Here is a 16,732-nt window from a genome sequence, read left to right as displayed (position 1 = left end):
TTTCTGATTTATCTAACACATATCTAGTCAGTGAATGTTCGCAGTAGGTTTTTGTTCTATGAAGTGGCTATCAGCTACAGCTGTTTTTGCTGCCGTGCTCCCCTCGATTACAGTATTTAGTGAACCCGTTTCGAAAGAATTAAACTCCAGTTATAGAGGATCTGGGTTCTCTTTGTCAGATTCTCAGTCGAATAACTTCACGCAAACTACAGAAAATTACACTGGAACGACGTACATCATCTCGGGGAATGTTTCATTTACAACATTTACAAACATTCCCATCCCTAAGCCCATGCCCCCTCTGCAACCCAGTGAGCCAGAATCTTCAAGCGGCGGCTCAGATGGTTCCGACAGTTCAGCCAGTACTAAACAACAGCAGGCAACGGCACAAATTAGCTTTCTTCAACCTCGTGAAAAGCTGTATCTATCTATCCTGCAAAATCTAAGCTCATCATCATGCGCTCATTTTTCGCGATTGCATCAAGGAAATATTGATCTTAGCAACCTAACATCTGCACGACCTTATGCACTAAGCTTTCCCATTGCAACTACGACAACGACTGCTGACAGCGTGACTTCCACTCCTACCCCTAAAGGTGGAGGAGCTTTCTACAATGACCAAGGCGGCCCCTTATCATTTATTACCCACGCGGGAAATCCAGGATCTATCTCCTGCTCTCTAATCAAAATGACAGGAAAAGGAGGAGCAGTATACTCCAAAGGTCCTATATCTTTTGATGGATTAGAAAATGTTACCTTTAAAGATAACCTATCTCAAGAAGCTGGGGGCGCTCTATTTACAGATTCTACACTGACAATTCAACATATCCTGAATTCTATTGAATTTACAAATAACGCTGCGCGCGTTCCTGTTCCTCTAATCCCTATTCAACCAGCAACTCCAGATGGAACCTCTCCCTCTAGTTTACGAAGCATCTCTCCTGGATATATCGCACAAACAAACAAGGCGGATGCAGGATCTCAAACTCCTACGCTCCCTACATATACAACAGAAACTGCAGGAAACGGCGGTGCCATCTTCGCTCAAGGCGCCATTGTCATCTCTACTTACAAAGATATGACTTTCAGGAAAAACTCTGCAGAATTCCCTCATATTATTGACACCATCAAAGAGCAAATCGAAACAACGAAAAAAGCAAAAGCTGCTGCAACGCCAGCGGCTCCTAAAGTTTCCAGTATTCTTGCTTCTTCCAGTGCACCAGCTGCCGCTCCAGATGTAAAAGACACTACTATCAAAGGATGTGGGGGCGCCATTTTCGGTTTAGATACCATTACGATTCATGATGGTTCTGAAGATACCCTGTTCATATTAAATACTGCCACAGGATCTGGAGGAGCGATTTATGGAAATAAAGCGATCTCCATCGACAAAGTGGCTAATTTAAAATTCCAAAGCAACTCCGCGGATGCACAAGGAGGTGCCATTTATGCAAAAGAGAATCTTACAATAAGCGATTCCTCTACCCTCACTCAGTTTAACGGTAATAACGGGAAAACCGGTGGTGGAGGCATTTACTGCTTAGGAGACATAACGCTCACAAACCTATCTCAAGCATATTTTGGAGCTAACAGAGCTGGCAACTACGACATTACCCTCACTATACCCTCCAAAGAAAAAGCTGTTGTTGCTTCTGCTGCTACTGGCGCGGCTTCCTCTCAGTCAGCAGCCCAGCAATCTGCACCTGCTGATACGCCTCCTTTGGGAAAAGGTGGAGGTCTCTATGTTGAGAAAAACCTTAGCGTATCTAAGATTACTTCAATTTTAGAATTCCTAAATAACCAAGCTACAGATCATGGTGGGGGCGCCTATGTTAAAGGCACTCTCACATGTGAAAATTCTCATAGAATACAATTCACCACAAACACCTCAAAAAAATCCGGTGGTGGACTCTACTGTGAAAGCGATGTGACATTCTCCAACCTTACAGGGAAAACACTCTTTAAGGGTAACGTTGCCGAAGAAAATGGTGGGGGTCTCTGCCTCGCTGCGGAGAAATCTCTAAACTTATCAAATTTAGAGAGCTTTTGTTTGATAAACAACACCTCCAGCAAAAGTGGTGGCGGAGCCCACATTCCCAAAGAGCTTACTTTTACCGTCCCTAATCCAGACTCTTCCTCTACGACAACTACAGGTCCTGTATTTGGAAGTGCTGTGATTACTGGAAATACAGCTACGGAACATGGCGGGGGTGTTTACACTAAGAAAGCCTCCTTCACCAATCTTGAGTTAATTGATATTGATCAAAACCAAGCTAAAAATGGTGCTGGTCTTTGTACACAAGAGATACCTGCAAATGGTGCTGTTGGTTCTGCTGGACAAGCTAATCCAGATGATTTGGATTTCAAAGTTGACTTCATCGTTACAACAAACGTTACGAAAAACGCTGCCTCAGAAAATGGTGGGGGTGTTTACGGTAAAAAAGGAAAAATCTCCCGTCTTGATCATTTAAATATCTCAGGAAATTCCGCAGGAAAATTTGGTGGAGGTCTCTACTTTACAGAAGAATTGACTCTTGATGGTGTTGAAGTTTCAAATATCTCAGGAAATACGGCAAAAGAAGCTGGCGGCGCTATCTATGCGAAAAAACTTACCTGCACAAATCTTCCTGAAGAATTCACTGTAAGCAATAACAAAGCAGAGACTACCTCAGCTGTAAAAACAGAGTCTGGTAACAATACTACTGTTCCTACAGACATTATTGGCGGTGCTATCTATGCTGAAGAACTTATCTTAAAAGAATTAGTCGGGGATTGTACATTCTCTGGGAACCAAGCCATTGATAAAAATGCGACTCTCTCAACTAATAATTCTCCTACAGATCCTAATGTTCAAGGTGGGGCTATCTATGCTAAGACCTCCTTTAAACTACAAAATAGCAAAGGGAAGCTAACCTTCTCAGAAAACTCTGCAACTACAAAACGATGTGCAACAACAGGCCAGGTAGCAGGTGGGGCTATCTATGCTCCTGCTGTGACGATTGAAAATTGTTCTCAATCGATCTACTTTGTTAATAACTCAGCCTTATGCACTCCATCAGAGTCTTCTGGGTCAGCTCTACAAATCACTCCAAAGGGAACCTTTGGTGGGGCTATTGCAGGAACAACTAGCGTTACATTCACAGGAAACCAAGCACTATTTTTCCAAGGCAACTCGGCAGAAAATGGCTCGGCAATCGGCTGTAAAAATAGCACAAACGGTTCAGACGGCAAGGTAGAATTTACCGATTCCTCCTACTGTTACTTTGAAGAAAACATAGCTAAAAATCGTGGAACTATCTACGCAGCTACCCTATCCATTCCAAAAGGATACATGAACTTCTCCAACAATAGTTCTGCAAACGATGGTAGTGCGATTTATTTCACAAAACAGGCAGACATTACAGCTTCTGCGTCTGTGTCGTTCCTGAATAACAAGGTCACCTTAGCACAAACTCCAGCAACAAACACTCAAGGATCAAATCAAACAGCTTCTGTTAAAAACTTAGGCGCTGCAATTTATGGAGAACCTGCTAGCGGCAGTGATGATGCTGTGCTTAATCTTACAGCTTTAAGTGGTAACATCACATTTAAAAACAACCAATGCCTACCTACAGCACAGCAAGACGCCACGTCTTTTTGTAGTATAGCAGGGAAAGTTAAGCTCACTCTTAATGCTGCTGAAAATCAATCCATCAATTTCTATGATGCTGTAAACATCACAACATCTAAAACTAGTGGTTACAATACTCTAGACATCAACAAAGCCCCCTCTTCATCTCCAGGGACTCCATCAAGCTACACGGGAACCATACTATTCTCCGGAGAGCTTCATGAGCATAAGTCCTTCATTCCTCAAAAGGCTGTTTTACACAGCGGGACATTAGTATTAGGAAAAAATGCAGAGTTGAATGTTATTTCCTTTGATCAGAAAGCTGGATCTTCTCTCGTTATGGGACCAGGATCCATATTATCCACACGAAAACCTACAGGTGGTAGCGGCGGAACGACCGGAGGTATAGCAATTAATAACCTTACTATTGATTTTAGTGAGGTTCTTGCCCAAGACGGCAACGCTGCTTCCCCTCCTGCTTTGAAATTAGGCGTGGAGCCTACGCGAGTAGCAGGACCTAAAGGTCAAAAAGGTGAGAAGAAAGCGCTTGTACAAGCGAATAAAGCTCAACCTGATGTAAATCAGGAAAAAATCTATCTAACAGGAATACTGACCCTTATCGATCCTTCGGGAGTCTTCTACCAAAATCCTGACTTAGGTCAAGATCGTCAAATTGAGTTATTGAAACTCCCAGACTCTAGCAAGGTAGAGATTTCTGATCTAACTTTAGCTGGGGATACCAAACCTAAAAAAGGTTATATTGGTACCTGGACACTAGATACAACAAATACAAATGGCAAGCTACAAGCTAACTGGAAGTTTGAAGAATACCGTCGCTGGGTCTATATTCCTCGTGACAATTACTTCTATGTGAACTCTATTCTCGGTTCTCAAAACTCCCTGATTGCCGTAAAACAGGGTATCGTCAACAACATGCTTAATAACGCACGGTTTGACGACGCTGCTTACAATAACCTTTGGTTATGCGGTATCGGATCCTTCTTACAAAAAGATGAAGGAGAAGAGGCAAGATCCTTCTCTTACCATAGCCGTGGCTACTCACTCGCTATAGATGCTAAACCACGCCCTGAGTTTATTCTAGGAGCTTCATTTAGCCAAGTCTTCGGACATGCTAAATCTGAAAAGACTGCTGGGCAATACAAGCATAAAGGTTCCGATCACTCTTTCCAAGGAACGTTATATGCGGGTAGATCCTTCTATTTACCTCATAGACAAACAAAAGCTCCTCGCCCCATACTTTTCCAAGGGTTGGTGACTTATGGCTATATGAAGCACGATACAACCACCTACTACCCAACCATTCAAGAGCGCAATCTTGGAAATTGGGAAGATCTCGGCTGGTTATTTGATATTCGTATCGTTCTTGATTTAAAAGAGCCTTCTCATAACTCGACGACAAGATTCTCCTTCTACTCAGAAGCAGAATATACAGGAGTACGTCAAAAGCAATTTACAGAAGTTGACTACGATCCTAGAACATTCAACTCTTTCGCTTATAGAAACCTAGCTACACCTTTAGGTTTCGTCTTTGAAGGAGCTTTATTACATCACGATATCCTGATGTACAACAAGCTCTCTGTTGCTTATGTTCCTGTGATTTATAGAAATCATCCTGAATGTACTTACAGAATTAATTCCACAGGACAAACTGGTGAAGTTTCTAGTGTAATTCCTGCAAGAAACACAGGAAGAATGGAGTGTAGTTCACAAATCTATCTAGGACCATACTGGACACTCTATGGTACCTATACTGTAGATGCTGGAATGTCTTCGTTAACACAAATAGCCAACTGCGGCGCACGTATGATCTTCTAGGGCTAGTAAGCTAAGGATTTGTTCTAGATAACTTGTTTTGTAATTGTAGAACCTACATAGGTTCTCAATTACAAAACTAAAGATAGAACGAGAATGCGTTCTAAAGAGTAGACTGCTTAAAACTTCTATTGCTCGTAATAACGACGCATTCTATCAAAGTCCGCAGCGTAGAGTTCATCAAGAAAATAGGCTTTGAATAGCCCAGGACCTTCACAACGCTCACGAGCCAACATGCCACAAAGAGAGAAGTATTCTACACCTAATCGTGCAGCTTCAAAAGAATCGTCAATTACTGATCTAAACGCAGCAAGGACTCCTGTTAAAGAACACCCCATGCCCGTAACATGAGACATTAACGGATCTCCCAGCTCTATAGTTGCACTACGCTTCCCATCAGTAATAAAATCTACAGCGCCGGTAACAGCAATAGCACAACCACATAAACATTCATTAGCTAAAGCAATTGCTGTTTCTTTAGCATCATGCGTGGTGTTAGCAGAATCTACACCACGTGTTTTTATAGAAAGATCTCCGAAAGAAAGAATCTTACTAGCATTTCCTCGAACAATCGTAGAGTGGGCAAGAAGATGATGGGAAACCTCTGTTCTAATTTTTGTCGTCCCTGAACCTACCGGATCAAAAATTATCGGCTTGTTTTGCCTGATAGCAATATCTACTGCTCTGTAAGATCTTTGGATAAATAGATGATCTAAAGTCCCAATGTTCAGATAAACCGCAGAACTCAGTCCTATTAACTCTTCCAACTCTAAATCAGAGACACTCATAATAGGTGATGCTCCAATAGCTAGAAAGCAATTGGCGAGGAAATCCATAGAAACGTAGTTTGTAATATTTAAAATTACAGGCTTTTCCTTTCTTAAACGTTGCAATGCTTCATACATCTGCTCTAGCATCTAAGTCCCCTATCAACAATTTCTCTTAGTGCTTTTGTTGCTAAACCTGGATTGTGCGCAGAATGGAATGCGCCTATAGCGGCAATCCCCGCAGCACCAGCTTCTACAACATTTCCGGCATTACTTTCATCAATACCGCCAACGGCAACTATAGGGTGTTCACATAGAGAAACGGCTTGCTCTAAACCAGAAAAACCCCAAAGATCAGTAGCTTCAGGCTTATTCTCAGTCGCAAACAACGCACTTAATCCTAAATAATCAATGGGTAAAGTATTAGCGTTGAGCAGCTGATCAAGAGTATGGACATTCCATCCTATAATTTTATCAGGGCCTAGAAGCTCTCTAGCTTCTATAACATCCCCATCTGTTTGTCCTAAATGGACACCTGAAGCATCCAAATCTAAACATACAGATACGCTATCGCTAACAATTAAAGGGATATCCAAAGGGTCTAAAATGGATTTTAATGCTCCTCCAAAACTTAGAAGCTCCCTATGCGAAAGTCCCTTTTCACGAAGTTGAACTGCAGTCACTCCCGATTGCACGCAAGCGGATACAAAGTCCAGGTATTCCTCCATAGGGATGTTTTGTCTATCGGTGATTAGAATGAGTTTGAAAAAGTCTTCTTCCAAAGGTTTCCTCCCTACATATACACACGTTTACGCAAGAGAGAAGAAGTTAACATATTCCTAAAGAAAATCTTTAAGAACAGAAATGAACACAACTCCCTTCGCAAGTATTAACTCGAGCAGGTTCTAAAAACTTTTTTTCGTCTAAACAGCAAAGATTCACACGTTTAAAGGTTCTAGAGAATTGAAAAATCAGAACACATTAAAGCAAATATTCTTGATATACAAGAATAAAAAATAGAAAAGGATATTTCTCAACTTTTATTTTTAGTTAACAAACTGGTGTTGTGGGGAAGAATAGATTTTTAGAAAGTTGACGGAGAGAGAGGGATTCGAACCCTCGGTACGCGTTAACGCACACACGCTTTCCAAGCGTGCTCCTTAAGCCACTCGGACACCTCTCCACTAGCCAAATAAGGATATTCTTTCGAAAAACTTGATCTGAAGATATCTCAATGTGTCCATTTTTATCAAGATTCGTCTAAATGCAAAGAATGTTTAAAAAATCTACAAAGCTATTTTGAATTCATTCTTTATTAAAATTGCGGGTCAATAGGATAATGGCTGCGTTCATCAATCTATTTAGATCATGCGTAGAATATATATCTTTCTTTTGTTCTTCTTTTGCTGTTCACACGCTTTTGGAGACTCTAAACTAGAACACAAACATGTTCTCGTTAGTATAGTTCCTTATAAGTTCCTTGTTGAACAGATAGCGGGGGATACTTGTGAGGTATGCTCTATAGTTACTAATAACTATGATCCTCATACCTATGAATTATCTCCCCGTCATATGGAAAAACTTCTTCGTGCGCAACTTTGGTTTCGTATGGGAGAGAATTTCGAGAAGGCCTGTGAAAAAAATGTTTCTTGTCCTCAAGTAGATCTCAATAAAAATGTTCAAGTCATTCCTGGGTATACGGGATGCGCACAGCACTTTCACAGCTTTGATACCCACACCTGGCTAAGTCCGAAAAATTTAAAAATACAAGTCGCCTCTATTGTAGAAGCTCTATGTTTGCATTTTCCAGAACATACCGCGCTATATCAAAATAACGGAGAAAAGCTACTTAAAACTCTAGAAGCTTTAGATATAGAGATTCAGGAAATCACCTCTGCTGCTAAGCAGCGTCATATTTTAGTCGCACATGGAGCCTTTGGTTATTTCTGCAGAGATTACAATTTTTTCCAACATGTTGTTGAAAAGAGCAATCATGCTGACCCCTCTCCAAAAGATGTTATCCGCACGGCTCAAAGTATTCGAGAGCATGGGATTTCTTCTATGATTTTACTTCGTCATGCCGGTAAGCGTAGTAGCGCTATGCTTGCTGAACGCTTCCACATGGATACAGTAAACTTAGATCCCTATGAAGAACACGTTATAAATAACCTGAAAACCATAGCAACAACCCTTGCTAATTTATGACAGTACAAATACTTGTTAAGGATCTTTCTTTCCGTTATGGACCGAAAAGCCCCTGGATCATCAATAAAGTCTCCTTCATGATTCATGAAGGAGACTTTGTCGGTATTATAGGCCCCAATGGTGGAGGGAAAACAACCTTAGCTATGCTCATGCTAAAGTTATTAAAACCTACACTAGGAACTCTAAAAACATTTTCTACATGTAAAAAAGAATCCGAGTTAACCATTGGTTGGGTCCCCCAGCACTTCTCCTACGACTTTTCCTTCCCCATTTCTGTAAAAGAGGTTGTGCTATCAGGAAGACTTTCTTTTCTTCGCTGGCATGGGAAATATGCTAAATGCGATCATGAATTTGCTGAGCAAGCCCTAGAAACAGTAGGTCTTTTACACCATAAGGATAGGTGCTTTTCTCACCTATCTGGAGGACAGATACAAAGAGTACTCCTGGCTAGAGCTCTGGCATCTCATCCTAAATTACTCATTCTTGATGAACCTACAGCAAATATCGATCCTGAAAATCAACAACGCATTCTACAGATTCTCTCAGAACTTAATGATCGCTGTACAATTCTCATGATCACCCATGATTTACATCATACAACTAGTCACTTCAATAAAGTATTTTATATGAGTAGAACTCTAACAACACTCACAAATACCCCAACGATACCTCAAGAGTTTTGCTGTGATTCTTTCGACAAAAAGGTTGATCTATGATTTCTTTTTTTGATCATATCCTCCCAGCGTTACTTCTCCCATCGTTACTTGCAGCTTTAGGAGCCTCTATCGCTGGGGGCGTTGTAGGAACATATATCGTAGTCAAACGCATCGTTTCTATTAGTGGGAGTATCTCCCACTCTATTTTAGGAGGGATTGGTCTCACCTTATGGATCCAATACCGGCTAAATCTTGAGTTTTCTCCCATGTACGGAGCGGTAATCGGAGCAATAATCCTCGCAATCTGCATTGGGAAAATTCATCTCAAGTATCAAGAAAGAGAGGATGCCCTCATTGCTATGATTTGGTCTGTAGGGATGGCGATTGGGATTATCTTTATCTCTCAATTACCGGCTTTTAATTCAGAGTTAGTGAATTTCCTTTTTGGGAATATTCTTTGGGTAACCACCGGAGATCTCTATAGTTTGGGGATATTAGACGTTATTGTTCTGGCAACTGTAGCGCTCTGCCATACACGATTTCTCGCCTTATGTTTCGATGAGAAATACATGATGCTCAGTCGCTACTCTGTACAAACGTGGTACTTTCTTTTGCTAATCTTAACAGCAATTACCATCGTTATGCTAATTTACATCATGGGCGTTATCTTAATGCTAAGCATGCTTGTTTTGCCTATATCGATTGCTTGTAGGTTTTCCCATAGAATGATTCATATTATGATCATTTCCGTTCTCTTAAACATTTTATGCTCATTTTCCGGAATCGTTCTTGCCTACGCCTTGGATTTCCCTGCAGGACCAACAATCGCTATTTTGATGGGTATTGTTTATACACTCAGTCTATTTGTGAAAAGGCTGTTGAGCAAATCTACTCCTTCTCCAGTAAGTCCAGATAACATCACGAACTGCTCAGACGGAAAGAGCCTTTGAAAATTCTCCAGACGTTCCTGTCTCTCATCAGGAAGAAGATCATCGATCTTATTTAAAGCAATGATCCTACCTTTATCAGCAAGATCTTCTTTATAATGCAAAAGCTCATCCATAAGAATACGTAAGTCTTCTTCCGGAGATGATCTCTCACATCCACAAATATCAACGACAAATAATAACAATCTCGTGCGTTCAATGTGTCTTAAAAAGTCTAATCCTAGACCACGATTTTGATGTGCGCCCTCTATGATTCCGGGAATATCTGCAATAATCCACGGTTTTTGATACAACTTCTCTCGACAAGGAACTAAACCTAATACAGGTTGCAGTGTAGTAAATGGATAAGCCCCTACCTTAACTTCTGTTTTAGCAAGAGTATTAAACAACGTAGATTTCCCAGCATTTGGAAAGCCCACAAGACCGATGTCTGCAATGAGTTTTAACTCTAGCTCGACTTGGCGCACTTCCCCAGGTTTCCCTGGAGTAGCTTTTGTAGGAGCACGGTTGGTAGATGTCTTGAAAAAAGTATTTCCCTTACCACCTTTGCCTCCGCGGCAAATGACTAAACGTTCTCCGTCTTTAGCAAAATCATAAATAATCTCCCGAGTCTCTACATCCCGTAATAATGTTCCTTCAGGGACGACTAAGACTAAATCTTTCCCATTTCTTCCGGAACGATTATTCGTAGCTCCAGATTGTCCATCTTCGGCTTTTAAAAAGCGTATATTTCTATAAGATTCGAAAGAGTATACATGTGTAGCTGATTCAATAATAATGGATCCACCGACGCCGCCATTACCACCGTAAGGACCACCTTTTGGTAGGTATTTCTCCTTTCTCCATGCTACAACACCATTGCCGCCTTTCCCAGCGCGCAACTCTATAGTAATCTGATCTAAAAACATTGTATACTTATCCCCAAATCGTAAACCCTGTTAAAAACAGAAAAGCTCCATTTTATGCGTGAGCAAAAAATAGAGCTTCCTAAGATAAATGAGTTTTTGAAGAGTCTCTTTAAGACTTATTCTGGAAGAACAGAAATGTATGTACGATCTGTCTTCTTAGTGACCACAATACCGTCCACCAAAGCAAATAAAGTGTCGTCACGACCTCTACCTACGTTTTGTGAAGGATGCCACTTAGTACCTCTTTGTCTTACAAGAATACTTCCTGTGGAAACTCTTTGCCCTGCGCCCACTTTCATACCGAGACGCTTTGACTCTGAATCGCGACCGTTACGGCTTGCTCCCTGACCTTTCTTATGTGCCATTTCAAAATCCCTTTAGTTTTCCACCAATTAAATCACTAGATTGCTAATTTTCACTCTAAGATAGTTCTGACGGTGACCAGTCTTACGATGATAATTTTTACGTCTTTTGTATTTATAGGCCGTTACTTTTTCTCCACGAACTTGAGAGAGTAGCTGACCTTTCACCACAGCATCCTTTACAATGGGAGTCCCTAAAGAAACTTTAGATCCATCAAAAGTAAACAACACTTGATCGAAAACAATTTCTTGCCCTTCGGAAATGCCGTCTAATAATTCGACGTCAATTACATCCCCTTCAGAAACCTGATATTGTTTGCTTCCGGTCTGAATTATCGCGTAAGACTTCATTAATTCTTTCCTTATGATTCTTTATTCTGTGCTTAGGACTCAATAGATTTGCTAAATACTTTAGCAAACTTTGAAATTATAAAAAATACAAAGTCCTTGATTTTAGTTTTTCAAGAAAAACTAGACACGTTGAACGTTAACCGAGTATGGCCGGAGCCGGGGTCGAACCGACGACACAAGGATCTTCAATCCTCTGCTCTACCAACTGAGCTATCCAGCCATTTCAGTAGGTTATCATAAGGAAATATTCGCTTTAAAGCAATGATATTTCTAAGAACATAAGCTCTAATCAAAGAGTTTACGAAAAAATTAGACCTGCGGATTGAAAACTTCGATTTTGCAAGTTTGCAGAAGAAATTTGCTCCCCTCCATTCCTAAAAGAAATGTTTTTAAATAGAGCGCAAATAGTTTTAAAAAATAAATAGAGAATTTTTAATGCTAGGAGAACAATCCCTAGACCACACAATTCCATGAGTCCTGTGATGGTGTAGGTAGCTATCTTTACTTTACTTTCACCATATGGGCTCACAGACCAAACAGTGAATAATTTGATCAATCCCATAATTGATCCAATCAATGGAATGGCTGCTAAAACAGAATTTTTCAAAGCAAAAGGATGTGTTAGATCCCAATCATAAGAGGTATCCCAAAGGCCATCATCATCTCTAGGAAACACCATATGGCAGCTGCTAGGAAATACTCGTCCTATTACCTCATCAAACTCTTCGGTTGTCTGAAATCTAATCTGCATAATTGTAAATAAGACCCGTATTGGTAAAAAATCGTATTATTATCAACTATTTTAGATTAAAAATAAATTGTTTTCTTAACGTCTGTAAATAAATTATTGTGTTAAGAAGAAAATTAAAATAATGTTTTTATAGGCTAGTTAATGTTTCAAAGAAAGAATTTTTACATATGTATAGGTGCGTGAATTCTGATTATTTTGTATATTTTTCCACGAGACTTTTAGTCGCGGTATAACCTCTGTAGATTGAGGTATACGGTGATCTACCAATTAAAAATGGAATAATCTCAAAATAAGGAATGTTAAAACGGTACAATAAAATATGGACGCAGAAAATGACTCTCCTTTGCCTAAACCGCAATGGATTTATCGTGTAGGAATCGGGCAAGATAGCCATCGTTTTCTCTCAGAAAGTTCTGCAAAGCCCTGCATTTTAGCTGGGGTAATCTTTGAAAACAGTCCTGGTTTCCAAGCCAATTCTGATGGTGATATCGTCTTCCATGCTATTTGCAATGCCATTTCTTCTGTAACTCATAGAATCATATTAGGAGAAGTCGCCGATGAGCTTTTCCACACTCGCGGCATTACCGACAGTAGTGTGTATTTATCCGAAGCTATAAAATCTTTAAAATCGAACCAAATGATTTCCCACGTAGCGATTACTATTGAAGGAAATCGCCCTAAATTTCTGCCAAAACTCTCTGCCATGAGACAAAGTATTGCCTCAGCTTTAAATATTCCTTTAGGCTCTGTAGGTATTACTGCGACTTCTGGAGAAGGATTGAGTGATTTTGGCTGTGGCGACGGTGTACAATGCTTTTGCGTACTCACAGTTGCAGAGTATTGCAATTAATAAACATCGATAACATAACGACGCTCTTCCTTTAATTGGGAGAGCTTATCTTTGCCTAGGATATCTTCCAGAGTCTTTTTAACTTCACTTCCCAATGTTTTACTACCACAGACAAAAAAGTGAGCTCCCTCTTCGCATGCTCGTAAAACGAGTTCTCTTTCTTTTCTGAGCAGATCTTGTACGTAGATCTTTTGATCCCCGTCACGAGAAAATGCCAAGAAAAGCTTCAACAACTCGTTTTTAATCGCTTTCTTCCAAAAATTTTGATAGTAGAAATTGGCCTTTTCGAATCGCTCTCCGAAAAAGAGAAGGTTCATTCCAGGATCATTATTATAAATGCGCTGTTGTACAAAACCTTTATATGGAGCAATTCCTGTTCCTGAACCAATCATAACAATAGGCTTATTCTGAACATGATCTCCAATAGTAAAATGCTTGGTAGGCTGTACAAACGCGTAACATTCCTCGCCTATTTCTAATTCCTTACATAAAAAGAAGGAACATACTCCATGACGTTGTTCATACTCTCCAGAATAGCTCACAAGCCGTACTAGAAGTTCTATCTTGCCCTCAGTAGGATGTGGAGCAGAAGCTATGGAATAAAATCGGGGTAACAAAGGTAATACACTTTGTGTAAATAGCTCTAAAGAGATCGTGGGTTGATATTTTTGGATAGCATCATAGAGGGAGGTGGAATCCTCTACATCAGGGAAAAAAGACTTAAGTTTTGCAGGTATTTTATCTATGTTTGCATGACATCTTAGGAAGTCATAGAATGTAATGTGAGAGGATTCTCGAGTTTGCACTAGTTGTTTTGGAGAATAACCTAGACACTCGAGAATCTTCCCAACAACACTTAAAGAATTCTTAGGGAATATACCTAAAGAATCCCCTACCTTATAAGATAGATTAGAATTTGTTGTATTGAAAAACAGCTGATAGACATGGCCTGCATCGGAAGAAGCAATGCTAGAATCGCAACAAGAAACGAGCTCTCGCGAGAGAAGAGAAACCCTCTGAGCCTTAAATTTCTCTAATAAATGCATGGCCAAGCCGAACTAAATTAAGCAGCCTTAATCTTAATATCAACCCCTGCTGGAAGAGCTAACATTTTTAAGGCATCTATAGTTTTTCCTGTAGGATCCAGGATATCTATTAAACGCTTATGGGTGCGAATTTCAAACTGCTCCCTAGACTTCTTGTCTACGTGAGGAGAACGCAACACAGTGTACACTTCCCTCTTTGTAGGCAAAGGAATAGGGCCTGCTACACGAGCGCCTGTTCTTTTAGCAGTCTCAACAATATCTGCAGTTGATCGATCTAGCTGCCCTTGATCGAATCCTTTCAGACGAATACGAATTTTCTGTTTCTGCTGCTTCATATATTCCTTACTTCTTAACAATCTCTTCTTGAATTTTTTGAGGAACCTTAGCAAAGAAGGCGGGTTCCATTGTTGATGTTGCTCTTCCGGAAGTCAAAGATCTTAAAGATGTTGTATATCCAAACATCTCACTTAAAGGAACCTCCGCATTCACTTGCGCCATACTTCGTGAAGATTCTTGGCCCAAGATCTTGCCACGACGACGATTTAAATCACCAATAACATCTCCTAAATGATCCTCAGGAGTGGTTACTGCAACTTTCATAATAGGTTCTAAAATTACTGGAGCAGCTTTTCTACAAGCTTCTTTCACAGCCATCGAACCGCATATTTTAAATGCCATCTCACTGGAATCCACTTCGTGATATGATCCAAATACGATGCTTACTTTAACATCGACCAAACCATAGCCTGCAAGAACTCCTGTATTTAAGCCTTCTTCCACACCTTTCATAACCGCGGGAATATATTCTCTAGGAATGACACCTCCAACAATTTTGCTGACAACTTCATTCCCTTTCCCTGGTTCATTTGGCTCGATCTCGAGGCAAACGTGAGCATATTGTCCACGACCACCAGACTGTTTTACATATTTAGTTTCGCTACTGCCGTTTTTGGTAATTGTTTCTTTATAAGAAACTTGAGGTTTACCGACATTAGCTTCCACTTTAAATTCGCGGATCATACGATCGCGAAGAATATCTAAATGTAGCTCACCCATTCCGGAAATAATTGTTTGTCCGGTTTCTTCGTTTGAGGTCACGCGGAACGTAGGATCTTCTTCAGAAAGAGCATTCAACGCTTGAGCTAATTTCTCTCTATCGCCCTTAGACTTTGGCTCAATAGCCATGTCGATCACAGGTTCAGGGATTTCAATACGCTCAAGAACAATTTCCTGATTATCATCACAGAGGGTATCCCCTGTAACTGAATATTTCAAACCAACGCAAGCACCAATATCACCAACAGTAAACTCATCTCTATCGGTTCTCTCATTGGCGTGCATTTCTAATAAACGTGAGATACGTTCTTTCTTATCCTTAGTAGAGTTAAGGATAGCTGAACCTTTTTTAAGCGTTCCGGAATAGATACGGATAAAGGTAATACGACCAACGTAAGGGTCTGTCATAATTTTGAACGCAAGAGCAGCTAAAGGCCCATCTTTTCTAGGCTCTAAATGAACTTCTTCGTTATTTTTTAAATTAATTCCGTGAATGATGCCACGATCTTTAGGGGAAGGCAACCATTTTACGATAACATTAAGAAGTTGCTGCACACCTTTGTTTTTAAAAGCGGTTCCGCACAACACAGGGTTAATCTTATTTTCAATAACACCTTTGCGCATGACTTGGTGAATTTCTTCTTCAGTAATGGAATCGGGATCTTCAAGTACTTTCATCATGAAAGCTTCGTTGCCCTCATCTACTGTAGCTAGCTCTTCAAGAAGAGCATAGCGAAGTTCTGCACATTTCTCTTTCAGATCTTCAGGAATTTCACGTTCTTCCCATTTAGCCCCTAGAGTTTCATCTAAGAAATATAGAGCTTTCTGAGAAATAAGATCGACCATCCCAACAAATTGGCTTTCAGCGCCAATAGGACAGTGTACAGGAATAGCGTTAGCACCAAGCTTTTCTTTCATAGACTCTACAGCTGCGAAATAATTCGCACCCATACGGTCCATTTTGTTTACGAAAGCAATCCGGGGAACACCGTACTTATTCGCCTGTCTCCATACAGTTTCTGACTGAGGTTCGACTCCAGATACCGCGTCAAATACAGCTACGGCACCATCTAAAACACGGAGAGATCTTTCAACTTCAATAGTGAAGTCTACGTGACCAGGAGTGTCAATAATGTTGATTTTACAATCCAACCAGAAAACAGTTGTTGCAGCAGAGGTAATGGTGATTCCTCTTTCTTGCTCCTGCTCCATCCAGTCCATGGTAGCTCCGCCTTCATGAACCTCACCAATTTTATGAGTCCTTCCAGCGTAATAAAGAATTCTTTCTGTAGTTGTCGTTTTTCCTGCATCGATATGCGCCATGATACCGATGTTTCTAATTTTGCTTAAATCGAATTCCTGATCACTCATGAACTTGTTATGCCCCTTC

14 protein-coding genes and 2 tRNA genes are annotated in these 16,732 nt (G+C 40.4%); 5 read left to right on the top strand and 11 right to left on the bottom strand.

Annotated features, from left to right (window positions below):
• Positions 1 to 58 precede the first annotated feature (58 nt).
• Positions 59 to 5,446 carry a polymorphic outer membrane protein middle domain-containing protein gene (locus tag CCA_RS01075; RefSeq protein WP_011006175.1) on the top strand — a complete coding sequence of 1,796 codons (5,388 nt, stop codon included), beginning with the start codon at positions 59 to 61 and terminating at the stop codon, positions 5,444 to 5,446.
• A gap of 125 nt (positions 5,447 to 5,571) precedes the next feature.
• Here the strand turns inward: CCA_RS01075 and thiM are convergent, their stop codons facing one another.
• The 3 genes from thiM to CCA_RS01060 all read right to left on the bottom strand — a co-directional run bounded on the left by thiM (position 5,572) and on the right by CCA_RS01060 (position 7,393).
• Positions 5,572 to 6,360 carry a hydroxyethylthiazole kinase gene (gene thiM / locus CCA_RS01070; RefSeq protein WP_011006174.1) on the bottom strand — a complete coding sequence of 263 codons (789 nt, stop codon included), beginning with the start codon at positions 6,358 to 6,360 and terminating at the stop codon, positions 5,572 to 5,574.
• Positions 6,354 to 6,992 carry a thiamine phosphate synthase gene (gene thiE / locus CCA_RS01065; protein ID WP_011006173.1) on the bottom strand — a complete coding sequence of 213 codons (639 nt, stop codon included), beginning with the start codon at positions 6,990 to 6,992 and terminating at the stop codon, positions 6,354 to 6,356. The genes thiM and thiE overlap by 7 nt, the downstream gene beginning before the upstream one ends.
• 314 nt (positions 6,993 to 7,306) lie before the next feature.
• Positions 7,307 to 7,393: transfer RNA gene (locus CCA_RS01060), tRNA-Ser, on the bottom strand.
• 185 nt (positions 7,394 to 7,578) lie between these two features.
• Here CCA_RS01060 and CCA_RS01055 point away from each other — a divergent pair.
• From CCA_RS01055 to CCA_RS05220, 3 genes are read left to right on the top strand one after another with little or no spacing between them, the layout of a single operon-like run.
• Positions 7,579 to 8,415: a metal ABC transporter solute-binding protein, Zn/Mn family gene (locus tag CCA_RS01055; protein WP_011006172.1), complete on the top strand. Its 837-nt coding sequence runs from the start codon at positions 7,579 to 7,581 to the stop codon at positions 8,413 to 8,415.
• Positions 8,412 to 9,131 (top strand): metal ABC transporter ATP-binding protein, encoded by a 720-nt coding sequence (locus CCA_RS01050; RefSeq protein ID WP_011006171.1) that lies wholly within the window; start codon positions 8,412 to 8,414, stop codon positions 9,129 to 9,131. The genes CCA_RS01055 and CCA_RS01050 overlap by 4 nt, the downstream gene beginning before the upstream one ends.
• Positions 9,128 to 10,021: a metal ABC transporter permease gene (locus tag CCA_RS05220; protein ID WP_011006170.1), complete on the top strand. Its 894-nt coding sequence runs from the start codon at positions 9,128 to 9,130 to the stop codon at positions 10,019 to 10,021. The genes CCA_RS01050 and CCA_RS05220 overlap by 4 nt, the downstream gene beginning before the upstream one ends.
• Here CCA_RS05220 and obgE read toward each other — a convergent pair.
• From obgE to CCA_RS01020, 5 genes are all read right to left on the bottom strand, one after another.
• The gene (obgE, locus tag CCA_RS01040) at positions 9,919 to 10,926 is read right to left on the bottom strand and encodes a GTPase ObgE (protein WP_011006169.1); all 1,008 of its coding nucleotides are present in this window, start codon (positions 10,924 to 10,926) and stop codon (positions 9,919 to 9,921) included. The two genes, CCA_RS05220 and obgE, sit on opposite strands and share 103 nt — an antisense overlap.
• Positions 10,927 to 11,042: 116 nt before the next feature.
• A complete protein-coding gene (gene rpmA / locus CCA_RS01035; protein ID WP_011006168.1) occupies positions 11,043 to 11,291 on the bottom strand; it encodes a 50S ribosomal protein L27 in 249 nt (82 codons plus the stop codon).
• A gap of 27 nt (positions 11,292 to 11,318) precedes the next feature.
• Positions 11,319 to 11,639, bottom strand: coding sequence for a 50S ribosomal protein L21 (gene rplU / locus CCA_RS01030; protein WP_011006167.1), 321 nt, complete (start codon positions 11,637 to 11,639; stop codon positions 11,319 to 11,321).
• Positions 11,640 to 11,786: 147 nt separating this feature from the next.
• Positions 11,787 to 11,859 (bottom strand) — tRNA-Phe (locus CCA_RS01025).
• Between the two features lie 78 nt (positions 11,860 to 11,937).
• A complete protein-coding gene (locus CCA_RS01020; RefSeq protein WP_011006166.1) occupies positions 11,938 to 12,390 on the bottom strand; it encodes a hypothetical protein in 453 nt (150 codons plus the stop codon).
• 319 nt (positions 12,391 to 12,709) lie between these two features.
• Between CCA_RS01020 and ispF the strand changes: the two genes are divergently transcribed.
• The gene (ispF, locus tag CCA_RS01015; RefSeq protein ID WP_011006165.1) at positions 12,710 to 13,240 is read left to right on the top strand and encodes a 2-C-methyl-D-erythritol 2,4-cyclodiphosphate synthase; all 531 of its coding nucleotides are present in this window, start codon (positions 12,710 to 12,712) and stop codon (positions 13,238 to 13,240) included.
• Here ispF and CCA_RS01010 read toward each other — a convergent pair.
• From CCA_RS01010 to fusA, 3 genes are read right to left on the bottom strand one after another with little or no spacing between them, the layout of a single operon-like run.
• Positions 13,237 to 14,286: a sulfite reductase flavoprotein subunit alpha gene (locus CCA_RS01010; protein ID WP_041462198.1), complete on the bottom strand. Its 1,050-nt coding sequence runs from the start codon at positions 14,284 to 14,286 to the stop codon at positions 13,237 to 13,239. The genes ispF and CCA_RS01010 overlap by 4 nt on opposite strands.
• 17 nt (positions 14,287 to 14,303) lie before the next feature.
• Positions 14,304 to 14,621, bottom strand: coding sequence for a 30S ribosomal protein S10 (rpsJ, locus tag CCA_RS01005; protein WP_006342871.1), 318 nt, complete (start codon positions 14,619 to 14,621; stop codon positions 14,304 to 14,306).
• 7 nt (positions 14,622 to 14,628) lie between these two features.
• Positions 14,629 to 16,713, bottom strand: a complete 2,085-nt coding sequence (gene fusA / locus CCA_RS01000) for an elongation factor G (protein WP_011006163.1) — start codon at positions 16,711 to 16,713, stop codon at positions 14,629 to 14,631.
• Between the last annotated feature and the right edge of the window lie 19 nt (positions 16,714 to 16,732).

Source organism: Chlamydia caviae GPIC (genome assembly GCF_000007605.1).
In the GTDB taxonomy this organism is placed as follows: Bacteria; Chlamydiota; Chlamydiia; order Chlamydiales; family Chlamydiaceae; genus Chlamydia; species Chlamydia caviae.
Note: the sequence above shows the minus strand (reverse complement) of the source record. Positions and strands in the feature narration are given on the sequence as shown.

Bases quoted from the DNA above. Each gene is read 5' to 3' on its own strand.
- CCA_RS01075 (WP_011006175.1), top strand. From the start codon at position 59: ATGAAGTGGCTATCAGCTACAGCTGTTTTTGCTGCCGTGCTCCCCTCG.
- thiM (WP_011006174.1), bottom strand. From the start codon at position 6,360: ATGCTAGAGCAGATGTATGAAGCATTGCAACGTTTAAGAAAGGAAAAG.
- CCA_RS01055 (WP_011006172.1), top strand. From the start codon at position 7,579: ATGCGTAGAATATATATCTTTCTTTTGTTCTTCTTTTGCTGTTCACAC.
- CCA_RS01050 (WP_011006171.1), top strand. From the start codon at position 8,412: ATGACAGTACAAATACTTGTTAAGGATCTTTCTTTCCGTTATGGACCG.
- CCA_RS05220 (WP_011006170.1), top strand. From the start codon at position 9,128: ATGATTTCTTTTTTTGATCATATCCTCCCAGCGTTACTTCTCCCATCG.
- obgE (WP_011006169.1), bottom strand. From the start codon at position 10,926: ATGTTTTTAGATCAGATTACTATAGAGTTGCGCGCTGGGAAAGGCGGC.
- rpmA (WP_011006168.1), bottom strand. From the start codon at position 11,291: ATGGCACATAAGAAAGGTCAGGGAGCAAGCCGTAACGGTCGCGATTCA.
- rplU (WP_011006167.1), bottom strand. From the start codon at position 11,639: ATGAAGTCTTACGCGATAATTCAGACCGGAAGCAAACAATATCAGGTT.
- CCA_RS01020 (WP_011006166.1), bottom strand. From the start codon at position 12,390: ATGCAGATTAGATTTCAGACAACCGAAGAGTTTGATGAGGTAATAGGA.
- ispF (WP_011006165.1), top strand. From the start codon at position 12,710: ATGGACGCAGAAAATGACTCTCCTTTGCCTAAACCGCAATGGATTTAT.
- CCA_RS01010 (WP_041462198.1), bottom strand. From the start codon at position 14,286: ATGCATTTATTAGAGAAATTTAAGGCTCAGAGGGTTTCTCTTCTCTCG.
- rpsJ (WP_006342871.1), bottom strand. From the start codon at position 14,621: ATGAAGCAGCAGAAACAGAAAATTCGTATTCGTCTGAAAGGATTCGAT.
- fusA (WP_011006163.1), bottom strand. From the start codon at position 16,713: ATGAGTGATCAGGAATTCGATTTAAGCAAAATTAGAAACATCGGTATC.